The following is a 19,699-nucleotide window of genomic DNA, read 5'->3' as shown; positions in this document are numbered from 1 at the left end:
CCTCGGGGATAAATCTGAGGATTATGGATATGTCGCACGCTGATGCAGCTAAAAACTTGTACCGCAACCTGGCTTATGAATGTGACATGGCCATGGCGCTGGTGGACATTCTGCTAGAGGAACAGGCGTGTTTGGTCAAACTTCACACTGACGAACTTGGTGGCTTGGCACTTCGCAAGGAAGCCATGATGCTTGAGTTGGAAAAGCGTTACCTGGGTAACGTTCAGTTAGCAAAAGCTGAGGGGTTCGAGCCCAACATGGAAGGCATCGCCTTGTGGGTCGACGTATTGGCTGCTTATGAGCCGCGCCTGTTGGGAACATATTCAACACTTCGTACCACATTAAGCCACGCCCAACGCCTGAACAAAACCAACGGTGACATCGTGACGGAGCAACTTGCTGGATTGCAAGAGCGAATTTCAATTCTGACCGCAGCAGCAGTGGCCGATCAGACCCCCACGGCCAGCGACACGTACGGCCCCAAAGGCGGCATGAGCCAATCTGCCCTGGTGGGTGGCGCTATGCCCCGCGCGGTAATTCGTTAATCGTTAGCCAATAGGAAACCAGTGCTGAAATTCGGGTCAGGTATTGATCGAATTGCACTGGCTTTACCGCAAAGCTATTGACACCCAGTTCATACGAACGCTTCACATCACTGATTTCCCGCGACGAAGAAAGCACCACAATCGGCATGGTTTTGAACACGTCGTGCGAACGCAAAAACTTCAAGACTTCAAGACCATCCAATTTGGGTAACTTTAAATCCAGCAGGACCAATTTGGGCAGGTCCAGCACTGCACTGTCTTTGGGGTGATCGGCCATCAATTGCTTGAAATACTCAATCGCCCTTTCGCCGTCTTCCAGCAAAATTGTGGTCGAGCTCGACGATGTTTTTCGAACTACGCGCAAGGCAAGGTCCGCGTCGTTGGAATTGTCATCAACCAGTACTACATCAGCCATGAAAATTTCCTTTTATTCGAACAAGTCGACTTGATCCGGCAAGGTGAAGACAAAACAGGCCCCCTGGCCCAATTCACCAGTGGCACTGATTTCTCCGCCGTGCCGCTCAATAATACGCTTCACGATGGCCAAGCCCACGCCGGTGCCATCGAAATCTTTTTTGTGGTGAAGGCGCTCAAACACATTGAACAGTTTGTCGGCGTACTTCATGTCGAAACCCGCGCCGTTATCCCGAATGCTAAAGCGGTAAAAACGACCCACTTTTTGACACTCGACAAGCACCTTGGGTTGATCTGCTTTGCTGCTGAATTTCAATGCATTGTCGATCAGGTTCATCCATACCTGCTTCAACAACACAGGGTCAGCATACACGGGCGGCAGATCACACAACTCGACGATGTTTTTTCTTTTCGCGTCAAGCTGATCAAGAATTTGATCCAGCAACTGTTTCTGATCCACCTTGACCCGGGCCACATCCGTTCGCAACAGTCTTGAGAAATCCAGCAGGCCATCGATAAGGCCTCCCATTTGACGGGCATTGTTGCTGATGCGGTCGAGCAAACCACGCGCTTCATCGGGCAGCGTGTCCGCAAAGTCTTCTTTTAAAATACTGGAAAATCCATCAATTGCACGCAAAGGTGCACGTAGGTCATGTGACACCGTGTAGGTGAAGGCCTCCAGCTCTGAATTGCTGCGTGTAAGGGCTGCGGTGCGGTCGTTGATTCGTTGTTCGAGCGTGCCATTCAGGCCTTGCAAATCATCTTCAAATACACGGCGCTCGACGCACAGGCCCAACAAACGAATGGCCGTTAGCACGCGCAATACATCATCATGACATGCGGTTTCGACCCCCTGCTGAGCCACCATGATCCAGTATTCAGGCTGGTTGGGTTCAATGGCCTTGCGCCTTGCCAGCCATATTGACGAAAAACCAAAGTTGTTTTTCCAGGACTCATCGAAATAATGCTCAGGCTTCATTTTGCCCAACCACACCAAGCCATGCTGATCATGACCATCCAGTGGGTCGCAGTATTCCTCTGCGTTGTCCCAAAAAGCCTGTCCTTTGCCCAATGGCATGCGCAGTTCTGGATTGGTGCCACGCACTCTCCAGTGGTTATCCGCTGATTTGTCGCGATAACCCAAAACCACCTCTGCATGCACAGTCAAACAATTTTTCAATCCCCTGGCGTAAGAGGCTGCCAGTTCAGGAATGGGAGCGGACAACAACACGCCTTGCAACAGCGAACGTTGCAACGACAACAGCTGCTCGTTAAGCCGCTTTTGGGTCATGTCCGATGAGACTCCCATGTAACCCAGAAATTCGCCTTTGAGGCCATAATGCGGGCGCCCTGTTGACTCAAAAATAAGTCGCTCGGCCTGAGCTGGCCAATACTCGAAAGCGACGCGATCGAATGGCTGATGACTGTCCAATAAAGCCTTGAAGCTATCCCAGTTGTACCGGGAGTCAATGCACTTCAAACCCTCCACATCCCAACGGGCAAGTCCATCAAAGGGTAGATGGTGTCCCTGCCGTCGCGCGCCATTTTGATCTTTTCCGCGGTAGATGATTCGAACAATCGTGTGGTCGGGATCCTGTTGCCAGTACCAGTCGCCTGACAATTCCATCAATCGGCGAAGCTGATTTTCAGATTGCACAGATGATTTGATGACATTAAGCAGACCAGACAACAATTTGTTGCCCATGAACCAGGCACCCAGAACACCCAAAAATACGGTGAGCAAAACGGTGAGTTTCCAGTTGGCAGAGTCGGTGGTGGCATCGGCCATGTACAGACCAGCAAGGGCCAATGGCCCAATTCCTGTCAGGATGACCAAGATCAAGGAACGGTTGACCCGTGTTCGCGACTGTTCGAAGGTTTTCGGTTTTCCCTGGGCTTTGGGATCAGCCATTGTGTTTTAGTGTTCGCGAAGCTTGGTCTTCAAGCGGCTTACGGCCTGAGTGTGCAACTGGCATACCCTGGATTCGGTCACGCCTAAAACGGCTGCGATTTCACGGAAGTTTAACTCTTGCTCATAATACAGGCCCATCAGCATTTTTTCACGCTCGGGCAACTCTTCAATGGCCTGAATCAGGGTTTCCCTGAATCGATGGTCACCCAGCATTTCAAGTGGATTGGCTTCTTCATCGCCACCCATTTGACGGTCGAGATAACCTTCGCCATCGCCGTCGTCTGCGTAATCATCGTAAAACACAAGTTGAGCGCCACGCGACTCAAACAACATGTTCTGATATTCCTCTAGGCTTACGCCCATTACCTCAGCGATTTCCTGCTCGTTCGCGGAACGACCCAGTTTTTGTTCAGCCTTCATGGTGGCTGTTTCAATTTTACGCTGGCCCTGGCGAACGCCACGTGGCATCCAGTCGGCAGCGCGCAGCTCGTCGAGCATGGAACCGCGAATACGCTGACTGGCATAGGTTTCAAACTGGGCGCCCTGCCCTTCTTCAAACCGGGTAATCGCATCCATCAAACCGATCAAACCCGCTTGAATCAAATCATCGATCTGTACAGAGGCCGGCAATTTTGCGATTAAATGATGGGCAAGCCTGCGAACCAGCGGTATGTACTGGTCAATCTGCTTGGACTTGTCTAGTGTGCCCTGGGCTGTGTACATGGAGTCTGTGCGTCCTGTCTTGTTATTACGCCAGTGCGTGTTCATCGAAAGAACAAATGGCTCTTGCGATTCGACGCCCTGCCGCAATCATCTCCCGACCAACCTGATTCAATGCCTTGCCGGAATGCAACGCTGGCAAATGACCTGCGTACTGCAGGGGGTTGGCCACATACTTCGTTGTGCTTTCCAGCAAATTCGCGAACACATGGTCGGCTTCATCTGCGTCTTTTACACCTGCAACAATAACACGGTGGCGAATATTTTCGTCTAACCCTTTAGAAGAACGAATGGCCTGAAAGGCGCGCGTAACTGATCTTGCAGTGGGTTGAATTACCCACACCCAGTCATCCATGGGGCAGAATGCTTTGGCCAGGGTTACCGCCTCGTAAGGCAATGTGGCGTAATGGCGATCACAACTCGCGGGCATGCGGTGCAGCTTGTCCAGAAGGGCGGATGATTGAGCTGGCTTTTCAGCCAGGGCTTGCAAGCCGTAGCTGGCGGCCACCAAATATTGCCCTTCAGCCAGTTGAACCGCTTGATCTTCCAGATTGTATTTGCGACTGAAGAAATCAATCAGGTCCTTGCGAGATCCCTCTGGCAATAGCTCTTGCAAACCTGAATTTGAACCGTCGAACAATGCCGCGACCCGGCCTTGACGCGCTTGCTGCTCAAGCACAAATCGCCCCAGGCAAGCAGCATAGTCAGCGCCCATGTCACCCAGTATTGGGTTAATGGTGGCGCGTTTTTGTCCCAGCAAGTGTCGCAGTGTGTCAGCTTGATCCATAAATTTCAGTTAACCATGAAAAGTTAAAGACCAGTCGTTGAGACTTGGGCCATTTTCCATTTCAATTCTTCGCTCGAGGTTTGGAAAGCCTGGCTGCTGCGCGAACGAAGTGCACGATGAACCAACACTCGAGGGTCTGCAGGAAACAGATCTTCCGGCACGCGCTGGCCAGTTGCAATGTAATGAAGCGCCAATTTGTGGCGCATGACCACGTCCAGCACACCGCCTATTTTGATCGCCTCATCCAGTTTGGACAGAATGGCGCCACTTAAGCCGGTGCTCTTGTAATGACGAACCACATCGTCCAGCGTTTCGGGCTGGCTTGTGGCGTTGAGCAACAGCACGCGTTTTACGTGACTGTCTGTCAAAATTTTGGTCTGCTCAGCCACGCGCGAGTCGCGTTGTCCCATGCCCACAGTGTCGATCAAAATCAAACGCTTGCGCTGCATGCTGCTGCGAAGCTGGGCCAAATCGGCATGCGTTTGTGCCGTGTAAACCTGTACACCCAGGATTTTGCCGTAGATTCGCAGTTGGTCTTGCGCGCCAATTCTGTAGCTGTCGGTGGTGATCAAGCCCAGGGAATCCGCACCATATTTCACCACGCAACGTGCAGCAAGTTTTGCTGTCGTGGTGGTTTTACCAACACCCGTTGGGCCAACCAGCGCAAAGGTGCCACCGGTTTCAACAATGTCTCTCTCGGCAGGTACTACATTCAGATTTTTCTTGATCACGGTCATGGCCCAGTCTTGCATCTGGGTCTCAGTCAAGCCCACGGGCAACTTGTCGACCAAAGTTCGCGCAAACAGGGGTGAGAAACCAGACTGGGTCAACAGGTTCCACAATTCGCCACGCTGAGGATTTTTCTCTAGCGAATCTCGCCAAGTCATGATGGCCATTTGGTCTTTCAGCAATTGGCGCATTTGCTTGATTTCTTCAAGCACTGCGGTTTGCTCACTGACCATGGATTCGCTGGCGGCTTGAGACCGACGCTTGGCAACTTCAGAGATCATGTCATCGGGCGCAAACTCTCTCGGTGCGCCTGCTGGCAATGCATGCTGCACCGCAGGGGCTTTTTTAATTAGCACATCGCGTTGCGCTGCCACTTGCTGCGCTACTTTTTCTGCTGCTGTTGGCTGACGAGGCGACTCTTGGGGGGCCAATTGTGCGCGGTCTGCCCTAGTCCACGAGGCAGGTGCCACTGAAGCGGCAGTTGCCGGTTTTTCAGTAACCACATCCAGGTCTTGAGAAGACGCTGCAAGCACCTCAGTGCCCGCAGCCGTTTGTTTGGTGGACAAGATAATTGCATCTTCGCCCAATTCAGCTCGCAGCTTTTGCAATGCCTCTCGAGTGGTGGGGGCTGTGAATTTTTTCAGCTTCATGCTTTTGCTCCTACGACTTGCGCAACTCGAATAGTTCTATTTTCAGGAATTTCACTGTGTGACAACACCCGCAAATTCGGGGCTGCACGCTTTAGTAAACGGGCCATGGACAAACGCAACACATCGGGCACCAATAACACAGGGCTCTGACCCAACTGTTCTTGGCGACCGGCAGCATCTGCGGTTTGGCGTGCCAGTGTTTCAGCCAGGTTGGGATCAATACCGACCTGATCTTGCCCAGCGGCGGAATGTGCGTGGGTAATCATTTGTTCAAGCTTGGGTTCCATCACCAACACATTCAGGTCGTCAGTGGTTCCGGCCAATGCTTGCACGATGGCGCGGCCCAGTGCGATTCGAACCGCAGCGGTCAATTCAAGCGGATTCTTGGTGCGCATTCCGTTTTCAAGCAATGTTTCAAATATGGTGCGCAAATCGCGAATGTGTACACTTTCGTCCAACAGATTTTGCAACACCTTCTGAATGACTGACACTTCCAACATTTTGGGGGTCAGGTCTTCAACCACTTTGGGCGAAGACTTTGCGCAGTGGTCCAGCAACTGCTGGGTTTCTGTGCGGCCCAGCAACTGCGCTGCCGAGGTTTGCAAAATATGCGACAAGTGGGTAGCCACCACAGTGGATGCATCCACCACGGTGTAACCGGCTGCGTTGGCTTTTTCTTTTTGATCGTCACCAATCCACACAGCGGGCAAACCAAATGCAGGGTCGGTGGTCTGCGGGCCAGGCAACTGCATGGTCACGCGACCGGGGTTGATGGCCAAATGCTGAGTTGGGAATACTTCGCCTTCGCCCATGCACACGCCTTTGAGCAGAATTCGGTACACCGAGGGGCGCAGCTCGAGGTTGTCGCGCAAATGCACAGCAGGTGGCAGAAACCCAATTTCCTGTGCAAATTTTTTGCGGATTGCCTTGATTCGTTTCAGCAGGTCGCCGTCTTGTTTGTTATCGACCAGTGCAATCAAACGGTAACCCACTTCCAAAGCGATTGTGTCTATCGGCACAAGGTCGTCCCAAGTGGCTTCTTGCGCTTCAGTGGTGGCCGCCTTGATTTTGGCTTGGTCGTCGGTGGAGGCAACTACTTTGGGAACTGTCCCTTTCTGGGCCAGGTGGTAAGAGAGATAACCGAAACCTGCTGCCAGCAACAGGAAAGCAAAGCTTGGCATGCCAGGGATAATACCCAGCAAAGCCATGATACCGGCTGTTATGCCAACAGCCTGTGGCGATTTGAGCAACTGGCTTGCCAGTTGGGTGCCGATGTCCTGACCCTGGCCCACACGCGCCACCACCAAACCGGCAGCAATCGAGATAACCAAGGCGGGCACCTGAGCCACCAGACCGTCACCAATTGCCAACAGCACGTAGTTGGTGCCTGCATCGGCAAAGGTCATGTCGTGTTGCATCACACCCACCGCAAAGCCGCCGATGATGTTGATGATCAAAATCATGATACCGGCCATGGCATCGCCACGAACGAATTTGCTGGCACCGTCCATGGAACCGAAGAACTCGGCTTCCTGGCTCACTTCAGCGCGGCGCTTGCGGGCTTCGTCTTCAGCAATCAAGCCTGCATTCAGATCAGCATCAATGGCCATTTGTTTGCCGGGCATCGCATCCAGGGTAAAGCGCGCAGACACTTCAGCAATTCGGCCTGCACCCTTGGTGATCACCACGAAGTTGATCAACATCAAAATGACAAACACGACAATACCGACAGCCAGGTTGCCACCCACAAGAAAGTGGCCGAAGGCTTCAATTACTTTACCGGCTGCGTCTGGCCCCTCATGGCCGTTCATTAGCACCACACGGGTCGAAGCCACGTTCAAGCTGAGGCGCAAGAGGGTGGTAACCAACAGAATGGTTGGAAAAGCTGCAAAATCAAGCGGACGGGTGGTGTACAGCGCGGCAACCAACACCATCAGGCTAAGTGCAATGTTGAACGTAAAAAACAGATCAAGCGCGAAAGGCGGTACAGGCAAAATCATCATGACCAAAATCAGGATGATGAAGATCGGCGCGCCCAAGGTTTTGACCTTGTCGCCGGACAAGCCTGCTTTTATGAAGTCAAGTGAGAATGCGGTGGAGGCCACAATTCCGCCCATCAAGTTGTTAACGGTTCAATTATGGAAAACTTTAGCTTTTTTCAATCAGGGAATTGAGGCGGATTTATAGCCTTATTGTGGATTGGCTACCTGAGCTGGGTTAGCTGCCACTGGCGTGGATTGATGACCGACTCGTCGAGGTTGCCATTTTGTGAAGCCAACTCGTCGGGGTTGCCAGATTCCTCACTGAAAACCGCCTGATCCCTTTTTGAATTGATTCTTGCTCACCGAATTCGGCAAAACAGACGGCCGAATTCGGTGCCGGCTTACAGCCGAGCGCGACGAATAAATTCAAACGGGGCGGTTTTCTTTAAGTTCGGAACAGGCAAACCCACTGACGAATGAGTCAGTGTGAATTTCAAAAAGGGATCAACAGGTTTTCAGGCGAGCGGTTGGGACTTGCGCTGGTTGGACATTAATCAAGCCTGCGAATGATCACGCACGCGCGCCGATTCATCACGCCGCCGGTCCAGGGTCCATGCCTTTGGGAATGTCCGCATCACCCGGCACTTCAACCAAATGCGCCCTTCCCTCTGCCAAGGCATACACATAAGCCAACAGCTTGGCCACCGCAGTGTACAAGGCCCCCGGAATTTCCTGTTCTAATTCAACATTGGAATACAGCGCACGAGCCAACGGTGGTGCTTCAACCATGGGCACTTTGTTCTCTTTGGCCACTTCCCTGATTTTCAAAGCCAATGGACCAATGCCTTTGGCCACAACACGGGGTGCCCCCTTACCGTCTTTGTCGTATTTCAGCGCCACAGAGTAGTGAGTTGGGTTGGTCACGATGACATCTGCATTGGGCACAGATGCCATCATGCGACGGCGCGCGGCCTCGCGTTGCATGCTCTTGATTTTGCCTTTCAGGTGTGGATCTCCATCCGATTCTTTGGATTCACGCTTCAGTTCTTCCAGATTCATGCGCAAACCTTTGTAGTACCGCCACAACTGATAAGGCACGTCGATCGACACAATCAAAAGAAATGAAACCGCAAGAATCAAAGCATCTTTGATGGTAATTCGCGCAGTTTCAGCCATGCCATGTTCCAAAGGCATTGCCGAAAGTTGAGTAAACTCACCAAGGTCTTGCATCAGTAACAAGTAACCCACACCGCCCAACACAATTGTTTTCAAAATTGCTTTGACCAGCTCGGCAAGTCCATTGACCGAGAAGATATTTTTCAAACCTTTGATGGGGTTCAGTTTTGAAAACTTAGGCTCAAGCGGTTTGGTGGACCAATTGAAACCGCCAACGGCCACATTGGCCACAATCGCTGCCACCACCACTACCAAAAACAAGGGCACCAGAATCACCAGGCTTTCCTGCAACAGCGAAACCCATTGCAACCCCATGTACTTGGTGTCAAAGGCTTGGGCACGCTCCAAGGTAAGCCCCTGGCGCATCAGCTTTTCGCTTTGACCCACCAACTCGCCACCCATCGTATACAACAAAGCGACACCGGCAAGCAGCACAACGCCCCCAGCCAATTCTTTGGAACGGGGAAGGTTGCCTTCCTCTCGCGATTTACGGATCTTTTGCTCCGACGCGGGTAAGTCCTTTTCCTGATCGGTTTCTTCTGCCAAAGCAGCACCTGCGGTATTTGAATGTTCTTATTATGAAAAACATTGAGGCAATTCAAAACCTCAATTTGAGCAGGTAACATGGGGCTCTTTTGAAACAAAGGTATTTCATGAAATACGATCCGAGCAATGCACTCGCCAGAATAGACAACGACAAGGGCCTGCTGGTCATGTTGATCGGTGTATTCATCAAGGAATGCCCGAAATACATTGAAAAACTTCAGACGGCATGCGACGACCAGAATATGAGTGCTTTGGGTGACGCTGCACACAATGTGAAAGGTGCCAGTGCCGCCATTGGGTTTGATGCCTGCACGAAGCTTGCTGAATCACTTGAAGTGTCTTGCAGACAATCTGGGGTTAAAAGTATTTCAAGCTTTCAGGACAGCACCGACAATTTGATCAATGTACTGAACGGTGGTAGCGCACTGTTGACAGAATGGGTTGATGCCAATCAGTAGGCGAAAAAAAGCCGCGTCAATGCGCGGCGTAAAACGGACCCCAGTCCGCAATTCTGCAGACCCTGTTAATCCTTAATCAGCAACTCCGGACTAAAGCCCAAACGAATTCCACCCCAGTGACGTCCGTTGATTTCAATGGGCAAGGAAAGATCGTTCAACACTTCCCCTGTGTCGCGCCTGTAGGTTTGCAACAACCAGGGGGTCAAGTTTTGTGCAGCCCTTAAGCCCACAGGGTCACTGAACATGCGCTTGTCGCGGCTTTCCACCAAATCAGTTTTCAAGTCACCTGTTGGCGGACGAGAATATTTGCTGTTGTGTGTGGGTGCATAGCCTTTTCGATCTACACACAAAGAAAAAACTGAGCCAGGCACATTGGCGACTAATTGATCGTAGGAACCTTGCAATTGGCGCTCAACCGCCTTGTCGTAACGCGTGCTGTATTTTTGTGGATTGGAATTCGGAACAGGTTTGTAAGCCTCATCGAAAATATCATGGCCATTGTTCATGGCTTCAATCAAGATCTTTTTGCACTGCTCGCGCGCCAAAACAGCCTGCTCGACAATCTGCTCATAGGCACCCTGGCCAATTTTGAAGCGTGCTACCAGCTCTTTGATTCGATCCGTTGCGGTGGCCAGTTCTGCGCTCGATTTTTCCGACTCTGTGGTCTGCGCAATCACTGACTGCGCGGTGCTGCGAATTTCAGCGGCCTTGCCTGACACATCTTTGTTGATCTGTTTCACGGACTGCACCTGTGCGGTTACGTCATTGATCTGATTGCTCATCTCTTCAAAACTGTGCACCATGCCAGAAAACTTGGTTGACGAAGCGCTAACAGTTTGTTGGCCCTTCAATATGCTTTTGTTGATTTCACGCGTCTCTTGCTGCGTTTCACCCACCAAAGTCAACATTGAAGAAATATTGCCCCGAATTTCACCCGTTGCAGCTTTGACACGTTCGGCCAAACCACGCACTTCATCAGCCACCACTGCAAAGCCCCTGCCTTGCTCACCGGCACGTGCAGCTTCAATCGCAGCGTTCAAAGCGAGCAAATTGGTTTGATCTGAAATGTCGTTGATTAACTTCACAATGCTTTCAATGCCCTTGCCAGTTTGCGCTAGTTTCTCCACAGTGTGACCAAAACTGCTTAAGCTGCCCGAGGCCACATTCATTTCATCGGCCACGGTCAACAATTCACGATAGGAAGAGTTCACTGTTTCAAGGTGCTCGGCGGTTGCAGTTGACAAATAACTGGCACTGCTAGCCACGTTTTCCATAGCGCTGGAAGCTGTGTCTGCTGCCTGGAAAATTTCCGTGGTGATGTTGCCTTGCTTATCAGCGGTGCGACTGGCATCTTTCAAACTACCAGATACACGCACTGATTCCATGGAAACCTGTGCGGTCATTCTGCGAATTTCATGGATCAAGTCGCGCAAGCGCACCATAAATGCATTGTAGTTTTCAGCCAAATCCCGCAATTCATCTTGAGTCACAGTGGGCAGATTCACCGACAAATCGCCCTCACCGCTGGCCAATTGATCCATTCTCTCGCTGAGCAAATGAACCGGGCGCACAATCAAGTGGCGCAAATAGAGAAATGAAGCTGCACAAGCGAACAAGACCATCCCGAGAGACACACTGAGAATTATCCGGAATTCCCCAATTTGGACCGGGTCCAACCGTCCCATGGCCCAGCTGTAAACAACCAGATAAGCAATTAAAACAACCCCTGCGATGCCCGCAATGTTGCCAAACAACTTTCTACTGAGTGTGAAAAAAAAGCTTTGTTCGATTGAACGGTATAGAGAATTCATCAGGTCAACTCCTAGCCCCCGGCTTTTTGCGCCGGGTGTATTCATTTAATTGGCGTCCAGCGCCGATGAATCCATTATCGAGGGGTAACCGGTTAACCAATTTCTTTAGGAAGAGCAGAAAAACGCCTTTGTTCTGCCTGCTTGGGGGAGGTTTTTGAAACAAATGCGCAAGCTCGCAGTGCGAACTTGCGCAAGGTAAGTTTAAAGTTTGCCTTCGATCAATTCCCGCAGTTCAAGCACCAGCACCAACAGACCTTCACCAGACAATGTCGCGCCCGCAACACCCTTGGGCTTCACGCCATCCAGTGGCTTGATCATCACTTCATCTTGCCCCACCAGGGAATCAACAGCCAGTATGCAGGCCTTGTCACCACTTAGGGTCAGCACACCCACTTTTGTATTCTGTGCGCTTTCGCGACCAATCAAAGTGGCGAGGTCCAACAAAGGAATCACTTCACCGCGAACCACCATCGTGGGCCTGCCGCCAACGTACTGCACTTTGTCTTCTTCAATCGGAATTATTTCGCGAACGCATGACAACGGCAGGGAATAAATCTGTTCTTCAAGCTTCAGCATCAACACTGGCAAGATAGCCAGGGTTAGCGGCAAGGAAATCGTGATGGTCGAACCATGGCCGGGCTCGGACTGAATGTCGATGCGACCGTTCAAACGTTGAATATTGGTTTTAACCACATCCATGCCCACACCGCGACCGGAAATATCGGAAATTTGGTCTTTGGTCGAAAAGCCGGGCAAGAAGATAAGCTGCAGGCTTTCCTGCACGCTCAGCTGCCCTGCTTCTTCAGCAGAGATCAATCCTTTCTCCACTGCTTTGTCCCGAATCACCTCGGGACGCATGCCACGGCCATCGTCCTGAATTTCAATCACGATGTGATCGCCAGTTTGTCTGGCTGACAGGTTAACAATGCCCTTGGGATTTTTCCCGCAGGCTGTTCGGTCAACAATGGTTTCAATGCCGTGGTCAACAGCGTTGCGAACCAAGTGAATCAATGGATCGTTCAGCTCTTCAAGAATTGACTTGTCAACCTCGGTTTCTGCCCCTTCGATAACCAGCTCTACGTCTTTGCCCAATTGGCGAGAAACGTCGCGCGCAAGGCGGCTGTATTTCTGGAACACTCGACCCACGGGTTGCATGCGCGCTTTCATTACGGCCGACTGCAAGTCGGAAACCAACATGTCCAGTTGCCCCACCACCGTGTCGAGCGATTTGATCAAGTCGTCATTGATTGCGCCAGATGCAATGGTTTGAAACAGGCAGCTCAAGCGGTTTTTGGTCAAACCGATTTCACCGCTCAAGTTCAGGATTTGATCGAAACGCGCAGTGTCCACGCGAATGCTGTTTTCTTTTGGTGTGGCGGCGGCTGGGCTTGGTGCCTTGACCTTGGGTGGTGCTGCTTTCGGGCGCACTGCGGCAGCGGCCTGGCGTGAAATCGCTTCCGTGGCCAATTCGGTGCTGATGGCGGCCTGAGCTAGTTCGCGCGGTGGGACACCCACCGCAGCCTCATACAAACCAGCCCAATCGAGGTCATCTTCAGCACCGTGGGGAGCCGTGTTTGAAAGCAGACTGCTTGGATCGACAACCGGGGCGCTGGAATGGGCATTGGTTTGCTCCATGATTTCGGGCTCAACAGCCGCTTTTGCAACGGTTTTGCCTTCAATGGCTGCATCAAGCGCGTCCAGCAATTCTGTGGGCGCGGCGCCTGGCTGATGACCATTGCGCATCTCACCAAACATGCGGTGTACTTCTCCTGTTGCAGCCATAATGGAGTCCATCATTTCAGCATCCAGAATCAGTTTTTTTGAGCGCAGCTTGTCGAACAGATTTTCTGTTTTGTGGCACAACTCAACAAGGTGTGTGGCTTCAAGAAAACCAGCCCCACCCTTGATGGTGTGGAACCCGCGAAAAACAGTGGCGAGCAATTCGGCGTCTTCGGGGCTTTGTTCAAGCTCCACCAATTTGCTGTCTACGTCTTCCAACAGGTCGCCTGCTTCGGTCAAGAAGTCTTGTAGCAGTTCGACATCACTGAATGCACTCATCTGTACTCTCCCACTTCGGGCTGGTTATTTGTGTTGTTAGAAGCCGAGGCTTTCCAGCAAATCATCTACTTGACTTTGGTTATTACACACATCCGTGCGCCCTTGCGCATTAATCGTAGGGCCATTCAGGAATGTTTCTTCGACCTGCTTACGCTGATCTGGTGGTGTCGTGTCTAGCAGCAGTTGCACCAGCTGTTCTTCCAGTCCTTGGGCCATGTTGCCAATCCGGTTTACAACCTGGCCAGTCAGGTCATGGAAGTCTTGAGCCATCATGATGTCGGTCAAATGGCCGCCCATCTTGCTGCTGTTCTGATTAATTTCTTTGGCAAATGCGCGACTGTCTTGAGCGTGCACCTTGAATTCTTCCAGGCTCATTTCATTGTTGTACAAGCGATCCCACTGCGCATCCAGGTGGGCGGCACGTTCTGCCATTCTGTCGTTCAACTTTTGCGATTCTTCCACTGCAGAAAGTACTTTCTCAGCGGCCTTGCCGGTCAAGTCAGCAATGTAGTTCAGTCGAGCTCGCGCATCGGGCAAAGCGTTCACTGCCTGCTCTACGCTCTTGTCGTAACCCAATTCACGCAACGCATCGTGAAGTTTTCGGGTCAGAGAACCGACTCGACGAAACACATCATGTGGCTCCTCAACAACGCTCGCTGAAGTTTCCACAGCGGCAGGTGCAGTAAATGACTGCGTTGCAGGTGGCGATACCTCTTCGGGCGTGTCGTCCCAAACGCGTTGCTCTGCGATTTCATCAAACAGCGCTTCTAAATCGTCGTTGTCACCGCTTTTCAAATTATCTGGGTTCATCGTTACGACCTCTCTTCTTACTTGTGAGTTTATTTATGCGGACATCTTGGCGACGATCTTGCCCAGCTTTTCTTCCAGGGTGGCCTTGGTGAATGGCTTGACGATGTAACCGTTTGCGCCCATTTGCGCAGCGGTCACAATGTCTTCCTTTTTCGCTTCAGCGGTTACCAGAAGCACCGGCAGGTGTTTCAGGTCGGCGTCTGCGCGAATGTTGCTCAGCAACTCGAAACCATTCATATTGGGCATATTCAGGTCGCTGACAACGAAGTTGAAATTGCCAGCCTTCAGCTTGGCCAGTGCAACAGCACCGTCTTCGGCTTCATCGGCATTGTTGTAGCCAATTTCCTTCAACAGGTTGCGAACGATCCGACGCATGGTCGAAAAATCGTCAACAATCAAAATTCTTAATTCTTCGGGATTCATGCTTGCTCCTTACGCTGGGTGAAGCATTGAGGTAACCATCTGCGCCAGCTCTTCAGGATGGAATTTGCCAACATAGGCGTCCACCCCAACCTGCTGACCCAGTTTCTTGTTTGCCACTGACGACAGTGATGAGTGCATCACCACAGGGATACCGTTGAATCGGGCGTCTTCCTTGATGTGACGTGTCAACACATAACCGTCCATTTCAGGCATTTCTGCATCGACCAGAATCAGTGCAATGACTTCTTTCAGATTCTTGTTTTCCTGTTCGGCGCGGCCGGCAATGTTGCGCAGCTTTTCCCAAGCCTCGCGTCCATTAATGGCGCTTTGATATGGCAGGTGCAACTTCTCCAGCACTTCGGTGATTTTCTTGCGGGCAATGTTCGAATCGTCCGCAAAGAAAACGGGGTACGGATGATCTGGGCGCAGGCTGTCCATGTTGGGTACATCATCTTCACCCATCACTTCACCAAGAATTTGCTCCACATCAAGGATGGACACCAACTTGCCATCGGGCAGTTCTGTCAAAGCGGTGATCATGGCGCTTTGCGACTGACCAATGCTTTGAGGCGATTTCACTTGTTCCCAATCCACGCGAACAATTCGGTCCACGTCTTGCACCAGGAATGCCTGGGTGTGAGAAGAAAATTCGGTGATTATTAACTTGGTGCGGGCTTCGCCGTTGCCCATGCGCAAGCATTGCGCAAGGTCGATCACCGGCAAGATGCTGCCACGCAAGGAGATGATGCCTTCAACACCTGCTGGCATGTTGGGGGTGCGTGTGATCGGCAAAGTTTCGCACACCTCCCGCACCTTGAACACGTTGATTCCGAAAACTTCGGTGGAACCCAAGGAAAACAGGAGTAATTCCATTTTATTGGAGCCTGCAAGTCTTGCCTTCTCATCAATCATGTTCATCAAGCGATAATCGTTTTGCATTGTGTTGCTCCTGACAAATAGTCTGTTTCTTTCAATTCATGCCCGTGCCGTTTGCGGGAAACGGCAACCCTTCAATCTTGGGTACTGGCGGCAGCTCAATCAAACTTGGGTCTGTACCCTCATCCAGATTGGCCAACGCGCGCACTGCTTCTTCTGCGCGCTTGTTCATGACAACAATCGCGATTCTTCTATTCACTGCTGCGTAAGGGTCTTTCTCATCCAGCGAAACTGAAGAGGCCAGGCCCACCACCCGAAGCACTTTGTTGTCTGTCATGCCCACCTGGGTCATTTCACGTCGACTGGCATTGGCACGGTCGGCTGAAAGTTCCCAGTTGCTGTAGCCCTTGTTGCCCGCCGCATAAGGCGTTGCATCGGTGTGTCCCGACAAAGTCAGTTTGTTGGGGACCTGGTTCAGCAATTTCGTTAAACTTCTCAAAATGTCTTTCATGTAATCTTTCAGCACTGCACTACCGGAATCAAACATGGGGCGATTTCGCTCATCCACAATTTGAATTCGTAAACCTTCGGGTGTAATGTCGAGCATGATTTGATTTTTAAACTGTTTCATCAAATCCGATGCGTCGATTAGGCCCTCTATTTCCCCCTTTAATTCAAGCAAGCGCTTGGACTCTGCGCGCTCGAGTGCCTCGGCCGTTGCATTTGATGTACTGTTGTTCGAGGGCTTGTCAGTACTTCCGCTTTTTATCTGCCCCACTGAACGTGATAAATCAGTTCCCCCAGCATCTATTACACTGGTTGCAGTGCCTGATCCGGGACCCCCAATCAGCGCCACCTTCAAGGGTGAATTGAAGTAATCCGAAATGCCTTTCAAATCGCCTTCTGACGTCGAACCCAACAACCACATCAACAAGAAAAAAGCCATCATCGCAGTCACGAAGTCGGCATACGCAATTTTCCATGCGCCGCCATGGTGTCCATGGGCCGCCTTCTTGATCTTTTTAATTACGATAATTGGACGTTCTTCGTCAGACTTCGCCATATTGCTTATTTGCCTTTATTTACCTTTGGTGCTCTTCACATGTTCTTCCAACTCAATAAAGCTTGGCCGTTCGGTGGAGTACAGAACCTTCCGACCAAACTCCACTGCCAACGCTGGTGAATAGCCATTAAGGCTGGCCAACAGCGTGGTTTTCACACATTCAAAGGGCTTGGAAGATTCTGAAATTTTGTGATTGATAATGCTGGCCAGTGGGCCCACAAAACCATATGCCAGCAAAATACCCAGGAAGGTCCCCACTAGCGCAGCGGCAATCATGACGCCCAATTCAGCGTTGCTGACCTGCCCCACCGAGCCCATCACGTGGACCACGCCCATTACCGCAGCCACAATACCGAAGGCAGGAAGGCCATCGGCCATTTGTTGTACCGCCGCCTGCGGGGTGTGCGCTTCCTGGTGGTGGGTTTCCAATTCCCCATCCATGAGGTTTTCTATTTCCATGGGGTTTAAATTGCCGCTGACCATCAAGCGCAGGTAATCGGTTAAAAATTCAACGATGTGGTGGTCTGAAAGCACCTCGGGATATTTTTGAAACAAGGGGCTTTGCTCGGGCTCTTCCACATCGCCTTCAATCGACATCAAACCTTCCTTGCGCACCTTGGTCAGAATCTCGTACATCAAGGCCATCAAGGACATGTAAAACGCTTTGGTGATTGCACTGGGTTTGAAAGCACCACCCAAGGCCTTGCCGGTCGCTTTTAAGATTGTTGGGGTGTTGCTGACGATCATTGCGCCAATTGCACCGCCACCAATGATCAGCACTTCCACTGGCTGCCAAAGGGTTAGCAAGTGCCCGCCCATGAAGGCGAAACCGCCAAGCACTGAGAAGGTTACGATCACGAATCCGATTGCTACTAACATGGGCTATGGTTCTCTGTCGAAGAATGATTTTTCTGTATAGGTATTGTCGGCAGAATTTGTAAAATCTTTTGTCTGAATAAAGTGGCTTTTCTAGGCGATTTCAAGGCATGGCAAGTGCAATACGGAATTTCACAATCCTTATTTTTAGCCACTTTGGAGGAGAAAAAACAAAAATGGCCAGCAACATTGGCTGACCATCTGTTAAATGAGAAACCCCCACTGCAGACCCGGAAGAGACAGAGGGTGGGAGGATGCAACCGGATCTTTTGTTGCAGCGGGGGTAAACTTGAAAGCCCTTCTCCCGCGGGCTTTGACTACAGGCTCTGGATCTGGACTTCAGGCCTCTACGCTGGCTTCTTCGTTAAAAAAACGATCCGCCGCAGATTGTCTGGTTTTACCAGCGCGCGATGGCATATGGCACAAGCCGCACACATAGTCGTTAACCAGTTCGTAGGTGTGAACCACAAATCGGCCTTCACAGTCTTTGCACTCTGTGGTGGTCAACATGCCTGCATCAAAAAATTTAACCAAGCGCCATGCACGGGTCAATGACAGCACTTCAGGCAAGCCCAACTGGGTAATTTGCTCAAGGTACATTCTGTAGGCTTTGATGATGGCTTCAATGTCTTCAATGTCGGTGCTTTTAATCAATGTTTGGTAAATATTCACAAACAGTGAGGAATGAATATTGGGCTGCCAAGTCATGAACCAGTCGGTTGAAAAAGGCAACATGCCCTTGGGAGGTGACTTGTGCTTCAGCTCTTTGTAAAGCTTAAGCAAGCGCTCACGCGACAACTGCGTTTCCGATTCAAGAACCTGCAAACGCGCATCCAGGCGGATCAATTCAGTGGCCAACTGGATTTGTGCTGCTTCATCAATGATTGATTTTACTTTTGCCATGATTCTTTGACCCCTGTCAGTTGTTGTTATTGGGTGCTTTTGATTTTTGTTGTTGCACCCGATTTTTACGAATAAAGCTTAAGCGTTTACAGCTTTGCCAGACATGATGATGGCGGCGTGCATTCCTGAAACGCTGCGGTCTTTGGTGTGGCTGGTCAGTAGGTTCCACACCACCTCGTCATCGAAGCGGAAGCGGCACATCAACATGTTGCTGGACGCAATCCGCAAAACTTGTGAGGTGGTCAGTTGGTCGATCAGCTCGGCAACTTCTTCAGAAACGCCAAGGCGAAAAATCGCTTCGGCGCGGTCTTCACGAATCAGTTGCTGAGCAAGCAACAAATAAGAAAGGTTGGTTTCGCGAATTTCGTCAAGCAAGCGGGTACTTTTCATTTGAAGTCTCTCCAGTTCAATCTCTGTTTTTACTGCATCCCAAATTTGTGCTGCTTTTGTCATCGCAGCGACAATTCCCTCATACGTACTATCGGCTTGTGGCCGCATAAGCTGAATCATCCAACTTCTATTCATTCAGTCATCGTCCAGGCCATACAGCTGTAGGAAGTTGCCTTACTCCCAATCAATATCGCTTGAATGCCATTTGAAAAGAATCACAGTTTGGGGGATCCCCCCATTCGCCTGAGCCCCCAACGTGTTGCCCCGTCTGGAGGGTTGGTGAACATGCTTACCAATTGTTAACTGCGTGATTTAGTTAACGGACACGTTTTCAAAAACATTAGGCGTGTGAGCAGAAAATGGGAGTCTATAAAGCTTTAGGGCGCGCGCATTACGACCAAGAGACCCTGAACTTGAGGGCGTCAGAACAATATTTTTTATTTCGATGCTCAAGGCTAAAGTTTCTTTTTCAGTACTCGATAACAGGTCATAAGGCAGCGCACAAGATGACGCAGCCAACTTGAAATCAACAAATTGCTTGGAGAATTAAAATGCTAGGAATCAACACCA

The 19,699-nt window shown here is 50.9% G+C and carries 18 protein-coding genes; 2 read left to right on the top strand and 16 right to left on the bottom strand.

The window, feature by feature from the left end; translation table 11 throughout:
- The first annotated feature begins 29 nt into the window (after positions 1-29).
- Positions 30-545, top strand: a complete 516-nt coding sequence (flgN, locus tag NSP04_RS07215; RefSeq protein ID WP_257511674.1) for a flagellar protein FlgN — start codon at positions 30-32, stop codon at positions 543-545.
- Here the strand turns inward: flgN and NSP04_RS07210 are convergent.
- The 7 genes from NSP04_RS07210 to flhB all read right to left on the bottom strand — a co-directional run bounded on the left by NSP04_RS07210 (position 520) and on the right by flhB (position 9,461).
- Positions 520-960: a response regulator gene (locus NSP04_RS07210; RefSeq protein ID WP_257511673.1), complete on the bottom strand. Its 441-nt coding sequence runs from the start codon at positions 958-960 to the stop codon at positions 520-522. The genes flgN and NSP04_RS07210 overlap by 26 nt on opposite strands.
- A 12-nt stretch (positions 961-972) precedes the next feature.
- The gene (locus tag NSP04_RS07205) at positions 973-2,871 is read right to left on the bottom strand and encodes a PAS domain-containing sensor histidine kinase (RefSeq protein WP_257511672.1); all 1,899 of its coding nucleotides are present in this window, start codon (positions 2,869-2,871) and stop codon (positions 973-975) included.
- A 6-nt stretch (positions 2,872-2,877) separates the two neighbouring features.
- On the bottom strand, positions 2,878-3,594 hold the full coding sequence (locus NSP04_RS07200; RefSeq protein WP_257511671.1) for an RNA polymerase sigma factor FliA: 717 nt from the start codon (positions 3,592-3,594) through the stop codon (positions 2,878-2,880).
- A gap of 25 nt (positions 3,595-3,619) precedes the next feature.
- Complete coding sequence (locus tag NSP04_RS07195; RefSeq protein WP_257511670.1) at positions 3,620-4,378, bottom strand: P-loop NTPase family protein; 759 nt, start codon at positions 4,376-4,378, stop codon at positions 3,620-3,622.
- Between the two features lie 23 nt (positions 4,379-4,401).
- Positions 4,402-5,757 carry a flagellar biosynthesis GTPase FlhF gene (flhF, locus tag NSP04_RS07190; RefSeq protein ID WP_257511669.1) on the bottom strand — a complete coding sequence of 452 codons (1,356 nt, stop codon included), beginning with the start codon at positions 5,755-5,757 and terminating at the stop codon, positions 4,402-4,404.
- Positions 5,754-7,862 carry a flagellar biosynthesis protein FlhA gene (gene flhA, locus NSP04_RS07185; protein ID WP_371825006.1) on the bottom strand — a complete coding sequence of 703 codons (2,109 nt, stop codon included), beginning with the start codon at positions 7,860-7,862 and terminating at the stop codon, positions 5,754-5,756. The genes flhF and flhA overlap by 4 nt, the downstream gene beginning before the upstream one ends.
- Before the next feature lie 468 nt (positions 7,863-8,330).
- Positions 8,331-9,461, bottom strand: a complete 1,131-nt coding sequence (flhB, locus tag NSP04_RS07180) for a flagellar biosynthesis protein FlhB (RefSeq protein WP_257511668.1) — start codon at positions 9,459-9,461, stop codon at positions 8,331-8,333.
- Between the two features lie 107 nt (positions 9,462-9,568).
- Here flhB and NSP04_RS07175 point away from each other — a divergent pair, with 107 nt between their 5' ends.
- Entirely contained in the window at positions 9,569-9,919 is a 351-nt protein-coding gene (locus tag NSP04_RS07175) for an Hpt domain-containing protein (RefSeq protein WP_257511667.1), read from the top strand.
- A 65-nt stretch (positions 9,920-9,984) separates the two neighbouring features.
- Here NSP04_RS07175 and NSP04_RS07170 read toward each other — a convergent pair whose 3' ends face one another.
- The 9 genes from NSP04_RS07170 to flhD all read right to left on the bottom strand — a co-directional run bounded on the left by NSP04_RS07170 (position 9,985) and on the right by flhD (position 19,129).
- Positions 9,985-11,730, bottom strand: a complete 1,746-nt coding sequence (locus tag NSP04_RS07170; protein WP_257511666.1) for a methyl-accepting chemotaxis protein — start codon at positions 11,728-11,730, stop codon at positions 9,985-9,987.
- 201 nt (positions 11,731-11,931) lie between these two features.
- Complete coding sequence (locus NSP04_RS07165; protein ID WP_257511665.1) at positions 11,932-13,788, bottom strand: chemotaxis protein CheA; 1,857 nt, start codon at positions 13,786-13,788, stop codon at positions 11,932-11,934.
- A 36-nt stretch (positions 13,789-13,824) separates the two neighbouring features.
- Entirely contained in the window at positions 13,825-14,598 is a 774-nt protein-coding gene (locus NSP04_RS07160) for a protein phosphatase CheZ (protein ID WP_257511664.1), read from the bottom strand.
- Positions 14,599-14,631: 33 nt separating this feature from the next.
- Positions 14,632-15,021, bottom strand: a complete 390-nt coding sequence (gene cheY, locus NSP04_RS07155) for a chemotaxis response regulator CheY (RefSeq protein ID WP_257511663.1) — start codon at positions 15,019-15,021, stop codon at positions 14,632-14,634.
- Positions 15,022-15,030: 9 nt separating this feature from the next.
- Complete coding sequence (locus NSP04_RS07150) at positions 15,031-15,960, bottom strand: chemotaxis protein (RefSeq protein ID WP_257511662.1); 930 nt, start codon at positions 15,958-15,960, stop codon at positions 15,031-15,033.
- A 31-nt stretch (positions 15,961-15,991) separates the two neighbouring features.
- Positions 15,992-16,960 (bottom strand): flagellar motor protein MotB, encoded by a 969-nt coding sequence (gene motB / locus NSP04_RS07145; RefSeq protein WP_257511661.1) that lies wholly within the window; start codon positions 16,958-16,960, stop codon positions 15,992-15,994.
- A 15-nt stretch (positions 16,961-16,975) separates the two neighbouring features.
- Positions 16,976-17,839 carry a flagellar motor stator protein MotA gene (motA, locus tag NSP04_RS07140; RefSeq protein WP_257511660.1) on the bottom strand — a complete coding sequence of 288 codons (864 nt, stop codon included), beginning with the start codon at positions 17,837-17,839 and terminating at the stop codon, positions 16,976-16,978.
- 336 nt (positions 17,840-18,175) lie between these two features.
- Positions 18,176-18,739 carry a flagellar transcriptional regulator FlhC gene (gene flhC / locus NSP04_RS07135; RefSeq protein ID WP_257511659.1) on the bottom strand — a complete coding sequence of 188 codons (564 nt, stop codon included), beginning with the start codon at positions 18,737-18,739 and terminating at the stop codon, positions 18,176-18,178.
- Positions 18,740-18,817: 78 nt separating this feature from the next.
- Complete coding sequence (flhD, locus tag NSP04_RS07130) at positions 18,818-19,129, bottom strand: flagellar transcriptional regulator FlhD (RefSeq protein ID WP_257512260.1); 312 nt, start codon at positions 19,127-19,129, stop codon at positions 18,818-18,820.
- Positions 19,130-19,699: the final 570 nt, after the last annotated feature.

The sequence above is a fragment of the Limnobacter parvus genome, from assembly GCF_024623725.1.
Taxonomy (GTDB): domain Bacteria; phylum Pseudomonadota; class Gammaproteobacteria; order Burkholderiales; family Burkholderiaceae_B; genus Limnobacter; species Limnobacter parvus.
This window is presented reverse-complemented; position numbering and strand designations above follow the sequence as displayed.